We start from the raw sequence: 17222 nt of genomic DNA, 5'->3' as shown, positions 1-17222 counted from the left end.
CTCCTGGCTGGGGCACCTGGATTCGAACCAAGATCCACAGCTCCAAAGGCTGGTGTGCTGCCATTGCACCATGCCCCAGTGCGGGCGAAATTGTATCACACTTCTATTTCTCACCTGGAATGAGGCCCAATTTCTTCGCCTCTTCAAGCGAGATCACCTCGGGGTTGGTGGATTTTTTTCCAAGGTCATGTGCCGCTTCATCCCAAAATTCGTCGGCAGACTTTGCTTTCTCCTTTTCACCCGGAGCCTTCTTCAACAATGCCTCCATCTCAGGCGCAGGAGCCGCTTTGGCAAGCTGGTCGGTGGTCTTTTTTGGCGTCACCGAAACGGGCGGCGCCGCTGCAGGCGCAGTTCTTAATTTCAATTCCCCTGTCACGCCCATGAGATCGAGCGCCTTGATCACCTGCGCGCGCAGAGACATCAAACCGCGCATCGTATCCAGGAGCTGTTCATCGTCGGCAAGTCCCCTTCCCGCAACAAGAAGAGCGTAAATGGGCGTGACCGGGATAAACAGAAGGTCGTGATCACCGCCGTTGAAGACATGATAGGACTCGATGGATTCCTGGTGGTTATGCTTCGCCACTTTGAGACTTGTATTATGGATCGCCATTAAGGTGGAAATAAGGGAAACTTCCATGCTGGGATCGTGCAGGCTGCCGGTACGGGCGTTTATCAATCCGCGTTCATTGAGCAGAAAAAGGGCGTCGGCTTTGAAATCCTGCCTGAAATTTGCGAGCAGGTCTGATAATCTGGCATGATGCGGACCTTCCTCCATGCCAGGCAGGGCGTTTTCCGGCGGAAAAATGGTTTGAACAAAACCCAGGCCGCGTTCCACGGAGTCGAGAAAATCGGCGATCGGGATGGGTTTGTCGAAAATGGCGAACGCGCCGGTGTTGAGCATCTCATCCCGCGTTTTTCGGTCGGTCATGCCTGTGATAAAGATGACCTTCACATCCGTATGGCGGGCGCGAACTTTATGCATCAATTCCACGCCGCTCATGCCGGGGAGTTTGTAATCGGAAACCAGCATGTCGATCTTGTGGCGCGTGGATTCGATCAAAGCCTCCTCCCCCGATTGGGCTTCGTAAATCTTGATATCCTCGTTCTTCAGGGTTTCAAGCGTGGAACGCAGAAGCCGAAGAATATCGCGTTGATCGTCCACAAGTAAAAGATTGCGAATCATAATGACCTGCAGGATGAAGTTTATTTCAGGTATGGATCGGAGAATAGATCCAACCTGAAAAAGATGCGCAAATTATAGCAAAGTTCACAGGGCTTTCCCCCATCAGTTTTGACAGGTGGCGCCGGTCTCAAATGCTTCGACGTTCCATAGCGGGTTTGCTGTCGGATCGAGATCGAACCCGCAGAGGTCAGACCGGGCGGCAGCGATACGCAGGCGGGAATACAACGGAATCGCCGGCAATTGTTCCCCCAGGATGATCTGGGTTTGGCGGTATGAAGCCAGGTACGACGAATCTTCACGCATGAAGGCTTGTGCCGCGCGGCATGCCGAGTCGTATTCGTCGTTGCGGAAACCGGTGATATTCGAGCCGGTCCATGAATTCGCATCGGATGGAACGCCACTCCCGATGAACCAATTGCATGGCGGTTCACTTCCTTCCACGCCCAGTGCAAACTGCGCCAGGTCAAATTGCCTTCCAAATAACGGACCGTCCGGTCCAGGCGCGTAGAGGTCGGTTGGGGAGATAAATTCCACTTCGATACCGATGCCGCATTCCGCCAGCGATCGCTCGAGAATCGCAACCACCTGCCTGCGCTGGGCGGTGGATGTGGTTTTGTAATTCAGAATCAACGGCGTGTTATATGCTACATTTTTTACATTGATGGCGCGCCGCGGCGTGGAGGGATCGTCATCGGAGTCCAGCCAGCCAGCCTGTTCCAGGAGGGAGATGCCGATCTGCGGGTCGTAGGGGATGGCGCTGGCATCCGCATCGACTGCAGGATGATCCGAGGGCAGGTAGGTCGTGGGAACTTCCGTCAGACCCTGCAGGACATTGGTCGCAATGGATTGCCGGTCGAGGCAATAGGCGATCCCCTGGCGCGTGTATGTATCGGCAAAGAAGTTCTGCCTGTCCCTTTGGATATCGTAGCCGTTATCATACGACGCAGGGACGATGCCCAACCCGAGCCATTCCATACTCATGCCAGCTGCAACGAACATTTGAGCCTGGTCCGCGGCTTGCATCTCCTCCAATAACCCAACGTGATCTTCGAGATTTACTGTGGGATCGATCAGGTCGCAGCGGCCGGCGATCAATTCGGAGAGAGCCAGGTCCGGGTCCGGTATGAAGCGGATCCGAATCCGTTCGGTCTTTGGATATCCATCCTGATTCCGGAAATAATTGGGATTCATTTCAAGCATGATGCTCTCGCCGGGAATCCATTCAAGTATGGTGTAAGGACCCCAACCCATCGGTGTGCGAGATGATACATCCACCTCGGACAGTTGATCGACCGGGAAATCGCTCCAAACATGTTTTGGAGCTGGCTGCCAGAAGTTCATGAAGTACGTTGAATCGATGTAACCGGGGGTCCCGAACCATTGCAGGGTCTGCGCGTCGGCGGCTTCGTAGGATTCCGTGCGCTCGATCAGGAAGGAATTTATGTTCGCTTCACGGTGCAGGTCGAATGAGTAAATGGAATCATCGGCGGTGAGCGGCGCGCCGTCCGACCAGTTGAGATCGGGTCGCAGCCGGAAGGTAACGATCATTTGATCCATCTCGAGCGTGGAAACGCCGTCAAAAGCGATGGCACAATCGTCATTGCGACAACCCGCAGGGCGGACTCGCAAACCGGCTGCCAACTCGGCGAGATTTCCCTCCGCATCCACCACCCGATCTCCGGCCTGAACGTCTGTACTGACGATTTGTGCATCCTCGTTTTCAAGCGACGGCAATTGGGAGAGGATCACAGGCTGGTATTCGTAGCCGACATTGTCCATCGGTCCATCATAGATTGCGGCGAGAACGTTCCGCGCTGCGGAGTTCAACTCGCCGAACGGGTATAAACTGTTCGGCTCCTGCCCCATGCAAACGGTAAGCGCACCTGGTGTATCAGCCTGTTGCGTCGGGGTCATCTGCAATTCAACGCCTGGATCGGGGGTGCTCGTTTGCCCGGGCGCGCTCAAGCAGGCCGGGATCGCAACAAGCGCGAGAATCAAAAAATACGGGATGAGTGTTTTTTTCATTTTTTCCTGCCTGCGGATTCGAATCATTCTGTAATTATAACCAGTATCGCCCCGTTGTCTTTATAAAGGGATTGTGTCGCGATCTTGGGGTTATATAAGAACAAGACCGCTCGCGCGGTCTCGTTTCTGGCAGTTCATTCGGCTTTCCAACATGCAACCCAGTGACCCGGTTTGATTTCCTTGAACTCCGGTTCCTCCTGCGAGCATTTGTCGATCGCAATCGGGCAGCGGGTATGGAAGCGGCAGCCCTTGGGCGGGTTGAGCGGGCTCGGCACATCGCCTTTGAGGATGGTGCGATCGCGCTTCACGTTCGGGTGGGGAATGGGGATCGCGGAGAGAAGCGCCTGTGTATATGGATGAAGCGGCTCGCGGTACAGGGATTCGCGGTCCGTCAACTCGACCATTTTGCCCAGGTACATTACCGCCACCCGGTCCGATATATGTTCGACCACGCTGAGGTTATGGGCGATGAAGAGGTAGGTCAGCCCGAATTCGGATTGAAGGTCTTTTAGAATGTTCAAGACCTGGGACTGAATGGAAACGTCGAGCGCGGAAACCGGCTCATCGCAGACGATGAATTTGGGATTCAGTGCAAGAGCGCGGGCTATGCCGATGCGCTGTCGCTGCCCTCCGGAGAATTCATGCGGATAGCGCCTGGCATGATATTCCTCCAATCCCACTTTCTTGAGCATGTTGATGGCGATCTCCCAGCGTTCCTTGGGTCGCCCGATGTTGTGTATCTGCAGGCCTTCCATCACCGATTCGCCGATTGGCATGCGCGGGTTCAGGGAGGCGTAGGGATCCTGGAAGATGATCTGCATGTCACGCCGAAGGGGTTTCAATTCGCGCTGGCCCATCTTCAAGACATTCTTGCCTTCGAAGTACACATCCCCGGCAGTTGGTTCGATCAAGCGCAAAAGGGTTCGTCCAACGGTTGTTTTTCCGCATCCCGACTCACCGACCATGCCAAGCGTCTCGCCCCTCTTGACGGCAAAACTGACCTTATCCACAGCCTGGACCCAGGCTGTCACCCGTTGAAGCAGACCCGAGCGCACAGGGAAATACTTGACAAGTTTATCCACCACCAACAAGTCTGGTTGTGCTTGTTTGTTCATCGTATCCATGAGTGCTTTATTCCTTTATTTTCCAGATTTCATTGGGGCGGTGTGCCCTTCGGTATCTTGATATAACCAGCAGCGAACCTTGTGACCTTCTGCCACGTCAATGAGCGCGGGATGCTGGTCGGTGCAGACGGTGAGATTGTTTTCCACCCGGGCGCGGCAGCGCGGCGCGAAGCGGCATCCCTGCGGCAGATTGATCAGGTTGGGGACGGAGCCGGGGATGACATCCAAACGATCTCGGATCTCTCCCAGAACGGGTATCGAGCCGATCAAGCCCTGGGTGTAGGGATGAAGCGGTTTATCGAAGAGGGAAGCCACGGGGGATTGTTCCACGATCTCGCCTGCGTACATCACCACGACACGGTTGGCCATCTCAGCGATCACTCCGAGGTCGTGGGTGATCAGCATCATGGCGGAGCCAAGTTGGGTCTTCATGTCGCGCATGAGGTCGAGGATCTGCGCCTGAATGGTCACATCCAGAGCAGTGGTTGGTTCATCGGCGATCAGCAGGTCGGGCACGCAGGCAAGCGCCATGGCGATCATCACGCGCTGCGACATACCCCCGGAAAGTTCATGAGGGAAGGCATCGGCGCGCCGTTCCGGCTCTGGGATGCCGACCAATTTGAGCAGTTCCACTGCGCGTTCACGGCCGGCTTCCCTGCCGAAATCCTGGTGAATGTTCAGGACTTCCGAGATTTGATCCCCGGCACGGAAGACAGGGTTGAGGGCGGATTGCGGCTGTTGAAAGATCATGGAGATGCGATTTCCGCGGACTTGCATCATCTCCTCTTCCGTGGCTTTGACCAGGTCTTTTCCGTCGAAAACGATTTCGCCCTCCACGATCTTGCCGGGGATGCCGATCAGGCGCATGATGGAAAGAGAGGTGACGCTTTTGCCACACCCGGATTCACCCACGATGCCAAGCACTTCGCCGGGGTAGACTTCGAAGTCCACGCCGTCCACAGCACGGACAACGCCATCCTCAGTGTAGAAATATGTCTTGAGGTTCTTTACTTCCAAAAGGGGTTTAGTGATCTCGGACACGGTTAACCAAATCTCCTTGGTCGGTAGGATATTTTATTTCCGTTTGCACAGGTCGTTATTTTCTATATAACTCAGGAGCGGGGCAAAAGTTTCCAAATGGAAGGACCCGCCGGAGGGTTTTCCCTGCACCAGGCTGAAAAGGATGGTCTTGTCGGCATGACGTCCGTCCAGCGGGATAAGCAGGGTATCAAAGTTTGAAAAGAACGGACTGTACGAGTGGATGCGCTGAGGTTCATCATAGCGCAGTTCCAGGAGCATCATTTGGTCGCTCGTCTGGAAATACTCGAAGGTCTCATCGGTAAGGTTCAGTTCATCCCAGCGCTTGTCGCCGGAGATTTGTTCATTCACCAAGGCTGTGATCGCGGTCAATTCCTCAGAGCCTACCTGAAGCGGAACTTCCTCACCATAACAGCGCACCAGCCCGACGGCTGGTTGAGAGTCGAAGATCGGATAGAACCACAAGGCGTCCTTTGTATACGCCGTGAGGCTCAGGTAGATAAATGCCACAATCGCCAGGAAAATCGTTATCAGAAAATTCAAGACGGAAGCGGTTCTTCCTGAGCTCTGCTGATAAGATCCGCTCACAAAAGCCCTGTCCTAACTACTTGAGGATGAGAGTAATCAAAACCCGGACGCGGTCGCTTTCGGGAATGCCCTGAATTGTAACAGAGATATTCTTATCCGGCTTGACCCGCAGGAGGGTGATCGCGTCGCCGATGGGATTCTCGGGGCTGTTTCCCCTCTTGGTCCACCCCTCGGTTTCCAAGTCTGAGCGGTAGTAATCTGAGATCTTGGCCACATCGCCCAATACCACATAGGTGATGCTGGTATTGGAGGCGGCAAATTTTAACTCCTCCGCCTGGGGATGAATGGGCACATCGGCGGGAAGCGAGTCGAGATGCGCTTGAGTGGTTGCGGTGGCGGCGACAATTTCAGCATCCGTCTTGCCCGCTTCTTCCGCGGGTCTTGAGCAACCATATAACGTAAACGCCAGTACCATCACAAAAATTAATGCCGCAAGTAACCGTTTCATTTTCCTCTTCTCCAGAATTTAAAGTTTCAGGCGCGGGTCGAGCGCGTCGCGCAAGCCGTCGCCAATGTAGTTAAAGGACAGGGATGTAAGGAAAATGCACAAACCGGGATAAAACGCCAGCCAGGGCTGCTGCCACATGCGTTCCTGAACGTTTTGCAGCATATTCCCCCAGGTGGGAACCGGCGGGGTGATCCCAAAGCCAAGAAAGGAAAGCGCCGCCTCCAAAACAATGACGCCACCAAGTCCAAGGGTCAGGTTGACGATGACCGGAGCGAGTGAGTTTGGAATCATGTGTTTGGTGATGATCTTCCAGTCGCTGGCACCCAATGCCCGCGCGGCTTGCACAAAATCCTGTTCGCGCAGGCTCAATACCATGCCACGCACGAGGCGCGTGGCGGTCAGCCAGCCAAACGCGATCAACACAAGAGAAATAATGATCGCCTTGGACCATTCATCCGGCAGACCGGGAATCGTAATTCCACGCAGCATGGCGGAGAAGAAGAGAAGCAGCGGGAGGGTGGGGAGAGTGAGAAGGAATTCGACAATGCGCTGGATGAGGGAATCCACCCATTTGCCGAAATATCCGGAAGTTGCCCCGACGATAACGCCGATGGTCTCGCCTGTGAAATTTACCAACACGGTCACGAAAAGTGAAATACGTGAAGCATATAACAGGCGACTGAACACATCCCTGCCGAGTTCATCGGTGCCCAGGATGTGTTCCGGCGAGGGGTTTGAGTAGGAGGGCGCCAGATTTTGCTTATAAGGGTCGTAGGGAGCGAGGACATTGGCAAATATGGCCGCGAAGATAAAGACCAGGACGAACACCATGCCCACCACAGCCAATTTGTGCCGGATGAAGCGCCTTCCTATAATGACAAACCAACTCTCTTCCTTGATGGTCGAGAGGGTTTCTGAATCGAGTTGAGCAACCGCCATGTAAGTATCTCCAATGGGAAGGGATTTATTCGAGACGAATTCGCGGGTCTACAATGGTATATAAGACGTCGCCGATCAAGGATGCGATCACGACCAGCACCGCGCTGATGAAAAGGAATGCCATCGCCACAGGGTAATCGGTCGCCCCGAGCGCATGAACGTACAGAAAACCCATGCCGGGCCAGTTGAAGACCGTCTCGGTGATGGTCGCACCGCCAAATATGCCGGGAATTTGAAAAACCACAATGGTGATCAATGGAATCAAACCATTACGCATGGCGTGTTTCAAAATGACCACGCGTTCCCGCAAGCCTTTTGCGCGGGCGGTGCGCACATAATCCTGGCGCAGGACCTCCAGCATGGCGGTGCGCATGAAGCGGCTCCATCCAGCCATGTAAAGCAGGGATAAGACGATGGTCGGTAAAATCGCATGGACGGCAATATCCAACGAGGAACCGGGAGTCGCATTGAGCAGTTCGAGGAGGCTTCCGGGCAGCGGATTGCGGACGAGAGTGACATTCCCGGTCGGGAGGTACGGGAAGCCGAACGCCTTATATAACGGCGATTGGTTGCCCCCAAACAAGATGATCATCATCAAGCCAAACCAAAATACTGGCATTGCTGTCCCGAAAAAAGAAAAAGTCGTGACAAAATAGTCGAGCCGCGAATATTGTTTGACCGCTGAAACAATCCCAATAGGAATAGCCACCAGCAGGGAAATAATAGTGGCAGACGTCATCAAAATCAATGTGTTCCGCAGGCGGGACAACAGCACGTCTGCCACCGGTGAACCGCGCGCCACATTCCACGAAACGCCAAAATCGCCGCGTAAAACGCCTCGACTGCACGTCGTTTCCACGGAACGGCAGGAGGATGTCTGAAGTTCAGGTTTGCCGATGCTATCGAACCAATCCTCACCTGTCAACCAGGCAATGTATCCCCAGATCGGTCCACGATGCAAGCCAAGATATTCGGAAATGCGCTGGATCTGTTCTTCGGTAAATCCCTGATTTGCGCGTCCCCCCGCCCCCACGATTTTCAATTCATCCAACGGTCCCCCTGGAGCCAGCCAAAGAAGAAAGTAGATTGCCATCGAGGCGGCAACAACGACAAGACCCATTTGAACAAAACGTCTAATCAGATAATTGGTCATATCTGTTCTCCCTTTCCGGATTAAGGGGATTGTACTTGCAAAACATGATAATAATAATGGCTTTAATATAATCAGAATGGAGGATGGTGGTTCCCCACCATCCTCCATAATTTAGCGACTAGTCGTTCCTAGTTCTCAAAGTCGAAGTTCTCGACATTCCAGAACTCGCTGTTCGCGGTCGGGTCCATCAACACGCCCACGACGTTCGGGCGGGTCACAAGGATCTTGGCGCGGGCAAACAGAGGCAGGCTGGGCAGGTATTCGGTAAACACTGCCTGGGCTTTGGCATGTTCGGCAGCCTTGGTGGCTTCGTCGAGAGCCTGGGTGGCGGCATTGCACGCGGCGTCGAAGTCAGCGTTCTCGAAGCCGGTGTTGTTGCTGTTGCCCCAGCCAAGTTCAGCGCTGGGCACCTGTGAAGAGATATAGAGGGTGCATGGCGGCTCGACGCCGGTCAACCAGGCGAACTCGCCCAAGTCATACTGGCGGCCGAAGACCAAGCCATCCGGACCATCACCAAAGTACTCGGAGCCATAGGTTTCGATCTTGGTCTCGATGCCGCAGTTATCCTTCAACTGAGCCTGGACGATCTGGGTGACCTTCTCGCGCAGCGGATTGACGCGGGTGCTGTGAATGAAGGACAGTTTTTGACCGCCGCTATCGAGAATGCCATCGCCATCGGAGTCGGTCCAACCGAGTCCGGCAAGCAATTCTTTGCCTTTTTCAGGATCAAACTCGTAAACGGTGATGTTGTCGTCACCGGCATAGAGTGGGTGATCCGAGGCGGTGTAAGTATGCTGGACAACTGCCGCACCGTTGGTCGCGGCGTCCACAACAGCCTGGCGGTCGATACAATAGGCGATCGCGTGGCGGAAATCAACGTTCTGGAACAGGAGGGAACCGTCGGAAGCCTTAAGAGTGGCGGCAGCGCCGGTATAGGATTCAACCGGTTTGGTATTGAAATCGAGGTGTTCGAACACCGTACCAGCCACAACCTGAGGCACCATCAAACCTTCGGCTTCGAATTGGCGGATGAGGGGCAGGGAGCCTTCGAACGCGGCATCCTGAGTACCGAAATCACATTCACCAGAAGCCAACTGGGCGATGAGCTGGTTGGTATCAGGTATGAAGCGGTAGATGAGGGTGTCGAGCTTGGGCAAGCCTTCGCCGGCACGCCAGTACGTGGGGTTCTTCTCAACGGTGAGGTGATCACCAGCGACCCATTCGACCATCTTGAACGGACCAAAAGCGAGCGGGGCGCGGTTCACGCTCTCGTCGGCGAGCATTTCAGCGGGGGTCAACGGATTGGATCCACCTTCACCGTATACGTGAGCCGGTAATGGATGGATCATACCATCAACAAAGTATGTGCCGCTGGTGTAGCCCGGCATGAAGTAGTACTTGTAGGTCGAGTCATCCACGATCTCGATCTTCTGGGTTTGGGTGGTGTAGAAGTACTTGACGCTGGGGGTGTCGGGCGAAGCGCCGACATCATAGGAGAACTGCACATCGGCGGTGGTCACCGGGGTGCCGTCTTCCCAGGTCATGCCATCGGCAAGAGTGAAGACGGTAACGATCTGGACGATCGGGTACTTTTGGCCCTCTTCAACGGTCACCTCGACGGGGTCGCCTTCTGCCTGGTTCATGGAGATGGTCATGCCCGCTTCAAGGGGCACAGCCGCATCCTGGGCGGGATCGTAAACCACATCGCCGACTCCAACCTCGATGGTGTTCTGTTCAGCGGTGTCGTCGAAGGTGGAAAGGTTATAGTAGACGGATTGATAGTCGTAGGTTCGGGCATCATATCCACCCAGGGGACCTGCATAACCATCATAGATCGCATCGAGGACGAAGGATTTGACGAGAGCGGACTCGCTGTACAAGTACAACGTGGAAGGCTCTTGAGCCAGACATGCAACCATCACCTTGGGTTCAGCGGGAGCCGCTTCGGTGGCTTCGGGCGCCGCCTCAGTGGCAGCGGGACCTTCTTCAGGTGCAGCGGGAGCGCCGCAAGCCGCAAGAGCCATGCTGGCAATCACAAGCAAACCGAGCAAAGCAAACAATCGGTTACGTAACATTTGTTTTCTCCTCCAAGAAGAAAATTTTGGGGTTTAACTTTCACATTCAACACAAACTTCAAACACATGACCGCCTGCCGCACCACCTCCTTCTATTTTTATCAGATAAAAGGCATTTGCGAACCGATATCAAGCAAATAGCATTATACCTAATTCTTTAGGCGCGTCAACGGGGGCATCCGGGAATCGCCCTGTATAGTCAGATTTTTTAGATGAAACCATCCACAAGTATCGTCGGATACCCTACTGGAGGATTGGGTAATTATTTTTCGGACAACCTCTCCCCAATTTGCTGAGGAAAAGGGGAGCGCCTCACGCCTGCAACAACCTGCCTGGTCCCGTTGGCTTTTTATTCCTCTCAAGCCGCTTCTCTCCGCGTTGACATTCCCACTTCCCTGCCATACAATTTATTTTGTCTCATCACCATTCATCCAAGGAGATCCTCCATGTTCAAGGAATTCAGAGAGTTCGTGATGCGGGGAAATGTGCTCGATCTCGCCGTGGGCGTCATCATCGGCGCGGCGTTTGGGAAGATCGTCGGTTCGCTGGTCAACGACATTCTGATGCCGGTCGTCGGATTGATCCTCGGAAAAATCGACTTCAGCAACCTGACGATTGCGGAAGTTGTCAAATACGGGGCGTTCATTCAATCCATCATCGACTTCCTCATCATAGCCTTCATAATCTTCCTCATTGTCAGATCTGCGAATAAATTGAAGAAGGCGCCACCTCCCGCCGACCCCACCACCAAAGAATGCCCGCACTGCATCAGCACCATCTCCATCAAAGCCACCCGATGCCCGAATTGCACGTCTGAATTGAAGGCTTAATGTAGTTGTCACGCTTTCAGCGTGACAACTTGCTTAAAATCATATGGCGGGTTGCAAACCCGCCCTACATTCTGTTTCCACGGCGAGGACAATGGTCCTCGCCTTACCATTTATAATGTCCAAACCATGAATCTGGATTTCATCAACAAACTCAACCCGCAGCAGCGCAGCGCGGTCACAGCGGCGGATGGGCCCGTGATGATCGTTGCAGGTCCCGGGTCTGGTAAGACGCGGGTGCTGACTCAACGTATCGCCTATCTCATCGCCAATGAAGGCGTCCGCCCGTGGCAGATTCTCGCCGTAACTTTTACGAACAAAGCTGCCAAGGAGATGGAGACTCGCGTCAAGTCGTTATTGAATGAACAGGCGACCGAAGGCATGATGCTCGGCACGTTCCATTCGATATGCGCGCGAATTCTGCGGCGCGAAGCCGAACACCTGCCTATTGAATCGAACTTTGTTATTTTTGATTCGGACGATCAGCAAAGCCTTGTCAAAGCCATCATCCGCGATATGAATTTAAATGAGAAGTTGTACCGCGCCAACAGCGTGCATGCTTCGATCTCACGCGCCAAGAACGAGTTGATCCTGCCGGATGATTACCCCATCAATACGTACCGTGATGAAGTGGTGAAGCGCGTCTACACCGAATATCAAAAACGCCTCATCGCCAGCAACGCCGTGGACTTTGACGATATCTTGGTTTATGCGACTCAGTTACTAGAGAATAACCCAACCGTGCGCGAGAAATATGCCCAGCGTTTTCGGCATGTATTGGTGGACGAGTTCCAAGATACCAACCTCGCGCAGTATGCGTTAGTGAAGCATCTCGCTTCATATCATAACAATATTTTTTGCGTGGGCGATCCCGATCAATCGATCTACGCCTGGCGCGGCGCGGACTATCGCAACATCCGCCGCTTTGAGCAGGATTACCCCACCGCGCAGGTAATTCTGCTGGAGCAGAATTATCGCTCGCATCAAAACATCCTCGACGTAGCCATGGGCGTGATCGACCGCGCCAAGAACCGCAGAAAGAAACGCCTGTTCAGTGACCGCGGCGCGGGCGAGAAGATTTTCTTCTACGAAGCGCGTGATGATTACGGCGAGGCTTCCTTCGTCGTGGACACCATCGCGCAACTGGTCGCTTCGGGTGAGTTCGAACCGAAAGATTGTGCTGTGATGTATCGCACCAACGCCATGTCCCGCCTGATCGAAGAAGCCTTCTTGCAGGCTCGCCTTCCTTATAAATTGGTTGGTGCGCAACGCTTTTATGGTCGCCGTGAAGTGAAGGACGTCATCGCCTTCATTCGCCTCGCCCACAACCCCGCCGACGAAGCCGCCCTCAGCCGCGTCATCAACGTCCCGCCGCGCGGCATCGGTGACAAGACTCTCACCACCTTACATTTAGTAGCAAGACAGAACGACACCAACGCCGGATTTGTTTTGCTCAACCTTGCCCACGGCGCCGAGTCGAATTTCTATAAATCCTTTACGGGTCGGGCTGCTTTACCGCTTGCAGATTTCGGCGGCATGTTAGCCAACTGGCACTCGCTTTCCAAAACCGCTACCGTTGCCGAACTCTTTGACCGCATCGTGCGCGACATCAATTACAAAGAATACATCGTCGAAGATGATTCAGAAGAAAGTGCCGACCGTTGGGAGAACGTGCAAGAACTCAAGCGTCTCGCGCTCGAATACGACACCCGCACCATCGATGACTTCCTTGAAAACGTGGCGCTCATCGCCGACCAGGACACCCTCACCGACGCCAACGCCCCCACCCTGCTCACCCTTCACGCCGCCAAGGGTCTTGAATACAAAGCCGTCTTCATCGTCGGTCTTGACGATGGCATCATTCCGCACAGCCGTTCCTTCGACGAAGTGGAACAAATGGAAGAAGAACGCCGCCTCTTTTACGTCGGCATCACGCGCGCCAAAGATCGCCTCTATCTCCTGCGCGCCATTCAACGCGGCGGGCGCGGCATGGCGGAAGAAACCTTCCCCTCGCGTTTCATGGATGACGTGCCTTCAGATCTGATCGTGGGCCGCACACGCACTGGACGTTCGATGCGCGGCGCTCCCTCCGACATCAAATGGTCGCTTCCCACCCCGCCGACATCTGCTCCTGTCACTCAAGCCTTATACAAAGCCGGGACTCGTGTCCGCCACGCCATGTGGGGTGACGGCATTGTCCTTGATTCCAGAATGCAAGACGGCGACGAGATCATTGACGTGGTCTTTGAGTCGGTTGGTATTAAGAGACTAGCGGCGAGCCTTGCAAACCTAAAAATCATATAATTCTCTCCTCGCTCAAAGCGCCGTCCCCGGCGCGGTGGATTACAGCACATATTCCATTTATGACTTTCAACTCCATTCACGACGCAACGCATCTTTATTTTGTTACCGCCTCCGTTGTTGAATGGATTCCATTGTTCAAATATCCAAAATACACCGAAATCGTCCTGAACTCGCTTTCATGGATGCAGGAACAGAAAAGGTTACTACTCTTTGCATTCGTAATCATGCCAACCCATGTGCATTTGCTCATCAAGCCAGAACAACAAAGTATTGGTGAAATAATTCAACAATTTGGGTCATTTACTGCACATGAAATTCTCAAGAAGGTACGCGAAGATGAAAGAACTGACTGGCTAAAAATTTTTATACAAGAAAAGCGCGACCCACGTCACAAACATAGTATCTGGCAGGATATTCAAGCAAAAAACATTTTTTCAACAGCGGTTCTGGAACAGAAAATGGAATACATTCACCAGAATCCCGTTGCAAAAGATTGGAAATTGGCAGCAAATAGAGCGGATTATGCCTATTCAAGCGCGGGGTATTATGATTATCGGCGAAAACCAATCATTGAAATTACTGATATAAACGAGTGGTTGGCTTCGACACCTCCGCCGAGGACGGCGGAGGGAGCATAAGAGTATTCAACGCTCAAAGCGCCGTCCTCGGCGCGATGGATCACTCAACATGCTTTCGCCGGGGACGGCGCAACAAGGAGAACCCCATGCAATACGTAAACCTCGGCAAAACTGGATTAAAAGTATCACGTCTGTGCCTCGGCATGATGACCTATGGCTCGAAGACATGGCGCGATTGGGTATTAGATGAAGAGCAAACAAAGCCTTTCGTAAAGAAGGCGCTGGATGCAGGTATCAACTTTTTTGATACAGCCGATGTGTATTCGTTGGGAGAGAGCGAACGCATCACGGGCAATGTCCTGCGTCACTTTGGGGTAAAGCGGCAGAACCTCGTCATTGCCACCAAAGTGCATGGACAGTTAAGTGACGACATCAACGACCGTGGACTCTCACGTAAGCACATCATGGACGCCATTGATAACTCGCTCAAGCGCCTGCAAATGGATTACGTGGACTTGTACCAGATCCACCGCTGGGACTACAACACCCCCATTGAAGAGACGATGGAAGCCTTGAGTGATGTCGTCCGCGCGGGGAAGGCGAGATATATCGGAGCTTCTTCCATGTTTGCGTGGCAGTTCATGAAGGCGCAGCATGTGGCAGAGATGAACGGCTGGACGAAGTTCGTCTCGATGCAGAATCACTACAACCTCGTTTACCGTGAGGAAGAGCGGGAGATGATTCCGTTATGCATTGACTCAGGTGTGGGATTGATTCCGTGGAGCCCGATGGCACGCGGATTCTTTGCCGGTGACCGCAAGCGCGGCGGAGGAGGGGGAACAGCTCGCTCGCAAAATGACCCATTTGCGAATCAACTTTACTTCCGCGAGGAGGATTTCAAGGTGGCGGAACGTGTGCAGGAGATCGCCAGAGAACACGGCGTGAGCGGGTCACAGATCGCGTTGGCTTGGGTGTTGTCCAAGGCTTATATCGCCGCACCCATTATCGGGTCCAGCAAGGAGGCGCAATTGGATGAAGCCATTGCGGCATTGGATATCAAACTATCCGATGAGGAAGTCAAACGCCTTGAGGAGTTTTATCAACCACATCCAGTGCTAGGACACTCTTAATGTTCTATCGCTTTTTATATCTTGGATTTAAAATCTATTGCTTCATTTTTCGTCCCATCCGCATGGGAGTGCGGGTGGCGATGATCGAAGGCGATAAGGCATGGTTGGTACGTCATACCTATTTACCCGGGTGGTTCCTGCCCGGCGGCGGACTCAAAAAATGGGAGACGCTGGATCAGGCGGCCCGGCGTGAAGCCCGTGAAGAGACCGGCGCAGAGTTGGGCAAAATCTCACTTGTGGGTGTGTTCACCAGTTATGTTCAATGGAAGACCGATCACACAGCGGTGTTTGTTTGCAGGGATTTCAAGTTCGTTGGCAAGTCGGATGCCGAGATAGCAGAGATACGAGCCTTCCCCATAGATGAACTGCCAGATAACATGTATTACCTGCATCGAAATCTTTTGACAAAGTATGGCAATGGTAGCATCAGTTCGAACGTTGGAGAGTGGTAGGAAGTGTTCAGGCGGGTTAATATTTTTGGTAGGAGGAGAGGGTGTTCTGGAAAATCCCAGACGGTATAATAAGAAATACCATCCTCCAATGGATACCCGCAATCATGACTCATAAAACAATCAAGATCGTCATCCCCATGGCAGGCTGGGGAACTCGTATGCGCCCGCACACCTGGAGCAAGCCAAAACCACTGATCAGCGTGGCTGGAAAGACCTCGCTCGAGCATGTGTTGGATATGTTCAAAACTTTGCCAGATCCAGACAATGCCGAGTTTGTTTTCATCGTCGGACCGTATCTCGGCGAGTTGCAAGTCCCCGCTTTTATTAAGGAGAATTATCCGAATCTCAAAGCGCATTATATCGTCCAGCATGAAATGAAGGGACAGTCGCATGCGCTGTGGCTTTCACGAGAGCATCTGACGGGACCCATGATCATGTGTTTTTCAGACACGCTCATGGAGACGGATTTCTCCTTCCTTAACAAGGAGGAAGCAGATGGCGTCGCCTGGGTAATGCCGGTGGAAGACCCGCGCCGCTTTGGGGTGGCGGAAGAAGGTGCAGACGGCTGGGTGAAGCGCTTCATTGAAAAGCCGCAAAGCCTGGACAATAACCTGGTGGTGGTGGTTGGGTGTTATTACTTTAAAAGCGCCGAGCGCCTGCTCTCTGCCATCGACGACCAGATGAAGCGCGGCGTGATGCTGAAGAACGAGTATTTCCTGACCGATGCCATCTCGATCTTAATCGAAGGCGGTGCAAAGGTCCGCACCCAGAAGATCAACACCTGGCTGGATACGGGCACCATCGATGCGACGCTGGATACAAACAAGATTTTGCTGGAGAAGCTTGGTTCGCAGGTTGGCAAGTTTGGAGAGTCGAATGTTGAGATCGTCGAGCCGGTTGCAATTCATGCCAGCGCCAAGATCAGCAACTCAAAGATCGGTCCGTTCGCTTCGATCGGCGCGAATTGCAGAATCGAGAATGCCCAGGTTTCAGATTCCATCATCGAAGCGGATTGCGAGATAAGGGATGCGGCGTTGAAACGCTCCCTGATCGGCAGGCAGGCCAAAGTTAAGGGACGAGGCGATGGTCACGTCATGAAATTAAACGTAGGGGATACGAGTTCAGTCGAGTTGTGAGACCGCATATGGAAGCTGTGGAGTGCAGGTCTGATACAGAATATGCGGAGCGTCCGCTTTCGTTGATTTGGCAGGGGCAGCGCCATGAGATCGCGGAGATTTTCTCCCGCTGGCGCGGTCCCGGCGAAAAAGGCTTTTGCGTCAAGACCGTGGACGGTCTGGCGTTTGAATTGACGTACCAGGAGATCTCAGACGACTGGCACGTCCGACCCATATAAAGGA

The 17222-nt window shown here is 53.5% G+C and carries 16 protein-coding genes and 1 tRNA gene; 7 read left to right on the top strand and 10 right to left on the bottom strand.

Annotated elements, in window-relative coordinates:
- Nucleotides 1-4 precede the first annotated feature (4 nt).
- The 10 genes from HS100_09340 to HS100_09295 form a co-directional block, all read right to left on the bottom strand.
- Nucleotides 5-78: transfer RNA gene (locus HS100_09340), tRNA-Gln, on the bottom strand.
- Between the two features lie 25 nt (nucleotides 79-103).
- The gene (locus tag HS100_09335; GenBank protein ID MBE7434111.1) at nucleotides 104-1183 is read right to left on the bottom strand and encodes a response regulator; all 1080 of its coding nucleotides are present in this window, start codon (nucleotides 1181-1183) and stop codon (nucleotides 104-106) included.
- A gap of 102 nt (nucleotides 1184-1285) precedes the next feature.
- Nucleotides 1286-3235 (bottom strand): hypothetical protein, encoded by a 1950-nt coding sequence (locus HS100_09330; protein MBE7434110.1) that lies wholly within the window; start codon nucleotides 3233-3235, stop codon nucleotides 1286-1288.
- Nucleotides 3236-3342: 107 nt separating this feature from the next.
- Nucleotides 3343-4323 carry a dipeptide ABC transporter ATP-binding protein gene (locus tag HS100_09325; protein ID MBE7434109.1) on the bottom strand — a complete coding sequence of 327 codons (981 nt, stop codon included), beginning with the start codon at nucleotides 4321-4323 and terminating at the stop codon, nucleotides 3343-3345.
- 24 nt (nucleotides 4324-4347) lie between these two features.
- On the bottom strand, nucleotides 4348-5385 hold the full coding sequence (locus HS100_09320) for an ABC transporter ATP-binding protein (protein MBE7434108.1): 1038 nt from the start codon (nucleotides 5383-5385) through the stop codon (nucleotides 4348-4350).
- A 21-nt stretch (nucleotides 5386-5406) separates the two neighbouring features.
- Entirely contained in the window at nucleotides 5407-5913 is a 507-nt protein-coding gene (locus HS100_09315) for a hypothetical protein (GenBank protein ID MBE7434107.1), read from the bottom strand.
- 61 nt (nucleotides 5914-5974) lie between these two features.
- Nucleotides 5975-6406, bottom strand: coding sequence for a hypothetical protein (locus HS100_09310; GenBank protein MBE7434106.1), 432 nt, complete (start codon nucleotides 6404-6406; stop codon nucleotides 5975-5977).
- Nucleotides 6407-6424: 18 nt separating this feature from the next.
- A complete protein-coding gene (locus HS100_09305; protein MBE7434105.1) occupies nucleotides 6425-7345 on the bottom strand; it encodes an ABC transporter permease in 921 nt (306 codons plus the stop codon).
- Nucleotides 7346-7370: 25 nt separating this feature from the next.
- Nucleotides 7371-8498 carry an ABC transporter permease gene (locus tag HS100_09300; protein MBE7434104.1) on the bottom strand — a complete coding sequence of 376 codons (1128 nt, stop codon included), beginning with the start codon at nucleotides 8496-8498 and terminating at the stop codon, nucleotides 7371-7373.
- A 128-nt stretch (nucleotides 8499-8626) separates the two neighbouring features.
- Nucleotides 8627-10573 (bottom strand): peptide ABC transporter substrate-binding protein, encoded by a 1947-nt coding sequence (locus HS100_09295; GenBank protein ID MBE7434103.1) that lies wholly within the window; start codon nucleotides 10571-10573, stop codon nucleotides 8627-8629.
- A 446-nt stretch (nucleotides 10574-11019) separates the two neighbouring features.
- Here HS100_09295 and mscL point away from each other — a divergent pair, with 446 nt between their 5' ends.
- The 7 genes from mscL (at nucleotide 11020) to HS100_09260 (ending at nucleotide 17218) form a co-directional block, all read left to right on the top strand.
- Nucleotides 11020-11403, top strand: a complete 384-nt coding sequence (gene mscL / locus HS100_09290; GenBank protein MBE7434102.1) for a large conductance mechanosensitive channel protein MscL — start codon at nucleotides 11020-11022, stop codon at nucleotides 11401-11403.
- A 126-nt stretch (nucleotides 11404-11529) separates the two neighbouring features.
- The gene (locus HS100_09285; protein ID MBE7434101.1) at nucleotides 11530-13704 is read left to right on the top strand and encodes a UvrD-helicase domain-containing protein; all 2175 of its coding nucleotides are present in this window, start codon (nucleotides 11530-11532) and stop codon (nucleotides 13702-13704) included.
- Nucleotides 13705-13763: 59 nt separating this feature from the next.
- The gene (locus HS100_09280) at nucleotides 13764-14342 is read left to right on the top strand and encodes a transposase (GenBank protein MBE7434100.1); all 579 of its coding nucleotides are present in this window, start codon (nucleotides 13764-13766) and stop codon (nucleotides 14340-14342) included.
- 86 nt (nucleotides 14343-14428) lie between these two features.
- Nucleotides 14429-15412, top strand: coding sequence for an aldo/keto reductase (locus HS100_09275; GenBank protein MBE7434099.1), 984 nt, complete (start codon nucleotides 14429-14431; stop codon nucleotides 15410-15412).
- Complete coding sequence (locus tag HS100_09270) at nucleotides 15412-15864, top strand: NUDIX domain-containing protein (GenBank protein MBE7434098.1); 453 nt, start codon at nucleotides 15412-15414, stop codon at nucleotides 15862-15864. The genes HS100_09275 and HS100_09270 overlap by 1 nt, the downstream gene beginning before the upstream one ends.
- A gap of 104 nt (nucleotides 15865-15968) precedes the next feature.
- Nucleotides 15969-17000 (top strand): nucleotidyltransferase, encoded by a 1032-nt coding sequence (locus HS100_09265; protein ID MBE7434097.1) that lies wholly within the window; start codon nucleotides 15969-15971, stop codon nucleotides 16998-17000.
- Between the two features lie 8 nt (nucleotides 17001-17008).
- On the top strand, nucleotides 17009-17218 hold the full coding sequence (locus HS100_09260) for a hypothetical protein (GenBank protein ID MBE7434096.1): 210 nt from the start codon (nucleotides 17009-17011) through the stop codon (nucleotides 17216-17218).
- Nucleotides 17219-17222: the final 4 nt, after the last annotated feature.

The organism is Anaerolineales bacterium (assembly GCA_015075725.1).
Classification (GTDB): Bacteria; Chloroflexota; Anaerolineae; order Anaerolineales; family Villigracilaceae; genus Villigracilis.
Note: the sequence above shows the minus strand (reverse complement) of the source record. Positions and strands in the feature narration are given on the sequence as shown.

Bases quoted from the DNA above. Each gene is read 5' to 3' on its own strand.
- HS100_09335 (MBE7434111.1), bottom strand. From the start codon at position 1,183: ATGATTCGCAATCTTTTACTTGTGGACGATCAACGCGATATTCTTCGG.
- HS100_09325 (MBE7434109.1), bottom strand. From the start codon at position 4,323: ATGAACAAACAAGCACAACCAGACTTGTTGGTGGTGGATAAACTTGTC.
- mscL (MBE7434102.1), top strand. From the start codon at position 11,020: ATGTTCAAGGAATTCAGAGAGTTCGTGATGCGGGGAAATGTGCTCGAT.
- HS100_09280 (MBE7434100.1), top strand. From the start codon at position 13,764: ATGACTTTCAACTCCATTCACGACGCAACGCATCTTTATTTTGTTACC.
- HS100_09285 (MBE7434101.1), top strand. From the start codon at position 11,530: ATGAATCTGGATTTCATCAACAAACTCAACCCGCAGCAGCGCAGCGCG.
- HS100_09270 (MBE7434098.1), top strand. From the start codon at position 15,412: ATGTTCTATCGCTTTTTATATCTTGGATTTAAAATCTATTGCTTCATT.
- HS100_09305 (MBE7434105.1), bottom strand. From the start codon at position 7,345: ATGGCGGTTGCTCAACTCGATTCAGAAACCCTCTCGACCATCAAGGAA.
- HS100_09310 (MBE7434106.1), bottom strand. From the start codon at position 6,406: ATGAAACGGTTACTTGCGGCATTAATTTTTGTGATGGTACTGGCGTTT.
- HS100_09295 (MBE7434103.1), bottom strand. From the start codon at position 10,573: ATGTTACGTAACCGATTGTTTGCTTTGCTCGGTTTGCTTGTGATTGCC.
- HS100_09260 (MBE7434096.1), top strand. From the start codon at position 17,009: ATGGAAGCTGTGGAGTGCAGGTCTGATACAGAATATGCGGAGCGTCCG.
- HS100_09300 (MBE7434104.1), bottom strand. From the start codon at position 8,498: ATGACCAATTATCTGATTAGACGTTTTGTTCAAATGGGTCTTGTCGTT.
- HS100_09330 (MBE7434110.1), bottom strand. From the start codon at position 3,235: ATGATTCGAATCCGCAGGCAGGAAAAAATGAAAAAAACACTCATCCCG.
- HS100_09275 (MBE7434099.1), top strand. From the start codon at position 14,429: ATGCAATACGTAAACCTCGGCAAAACTGGATTAAAAGTATCACGTCTG.
- HS100_09265 (MBE7434097.1), top strand. From the start codon at position 15,969: ATGACTCATAAAACAATCAAGATCGTCATCCCCATGGCAGGCTGGGGA.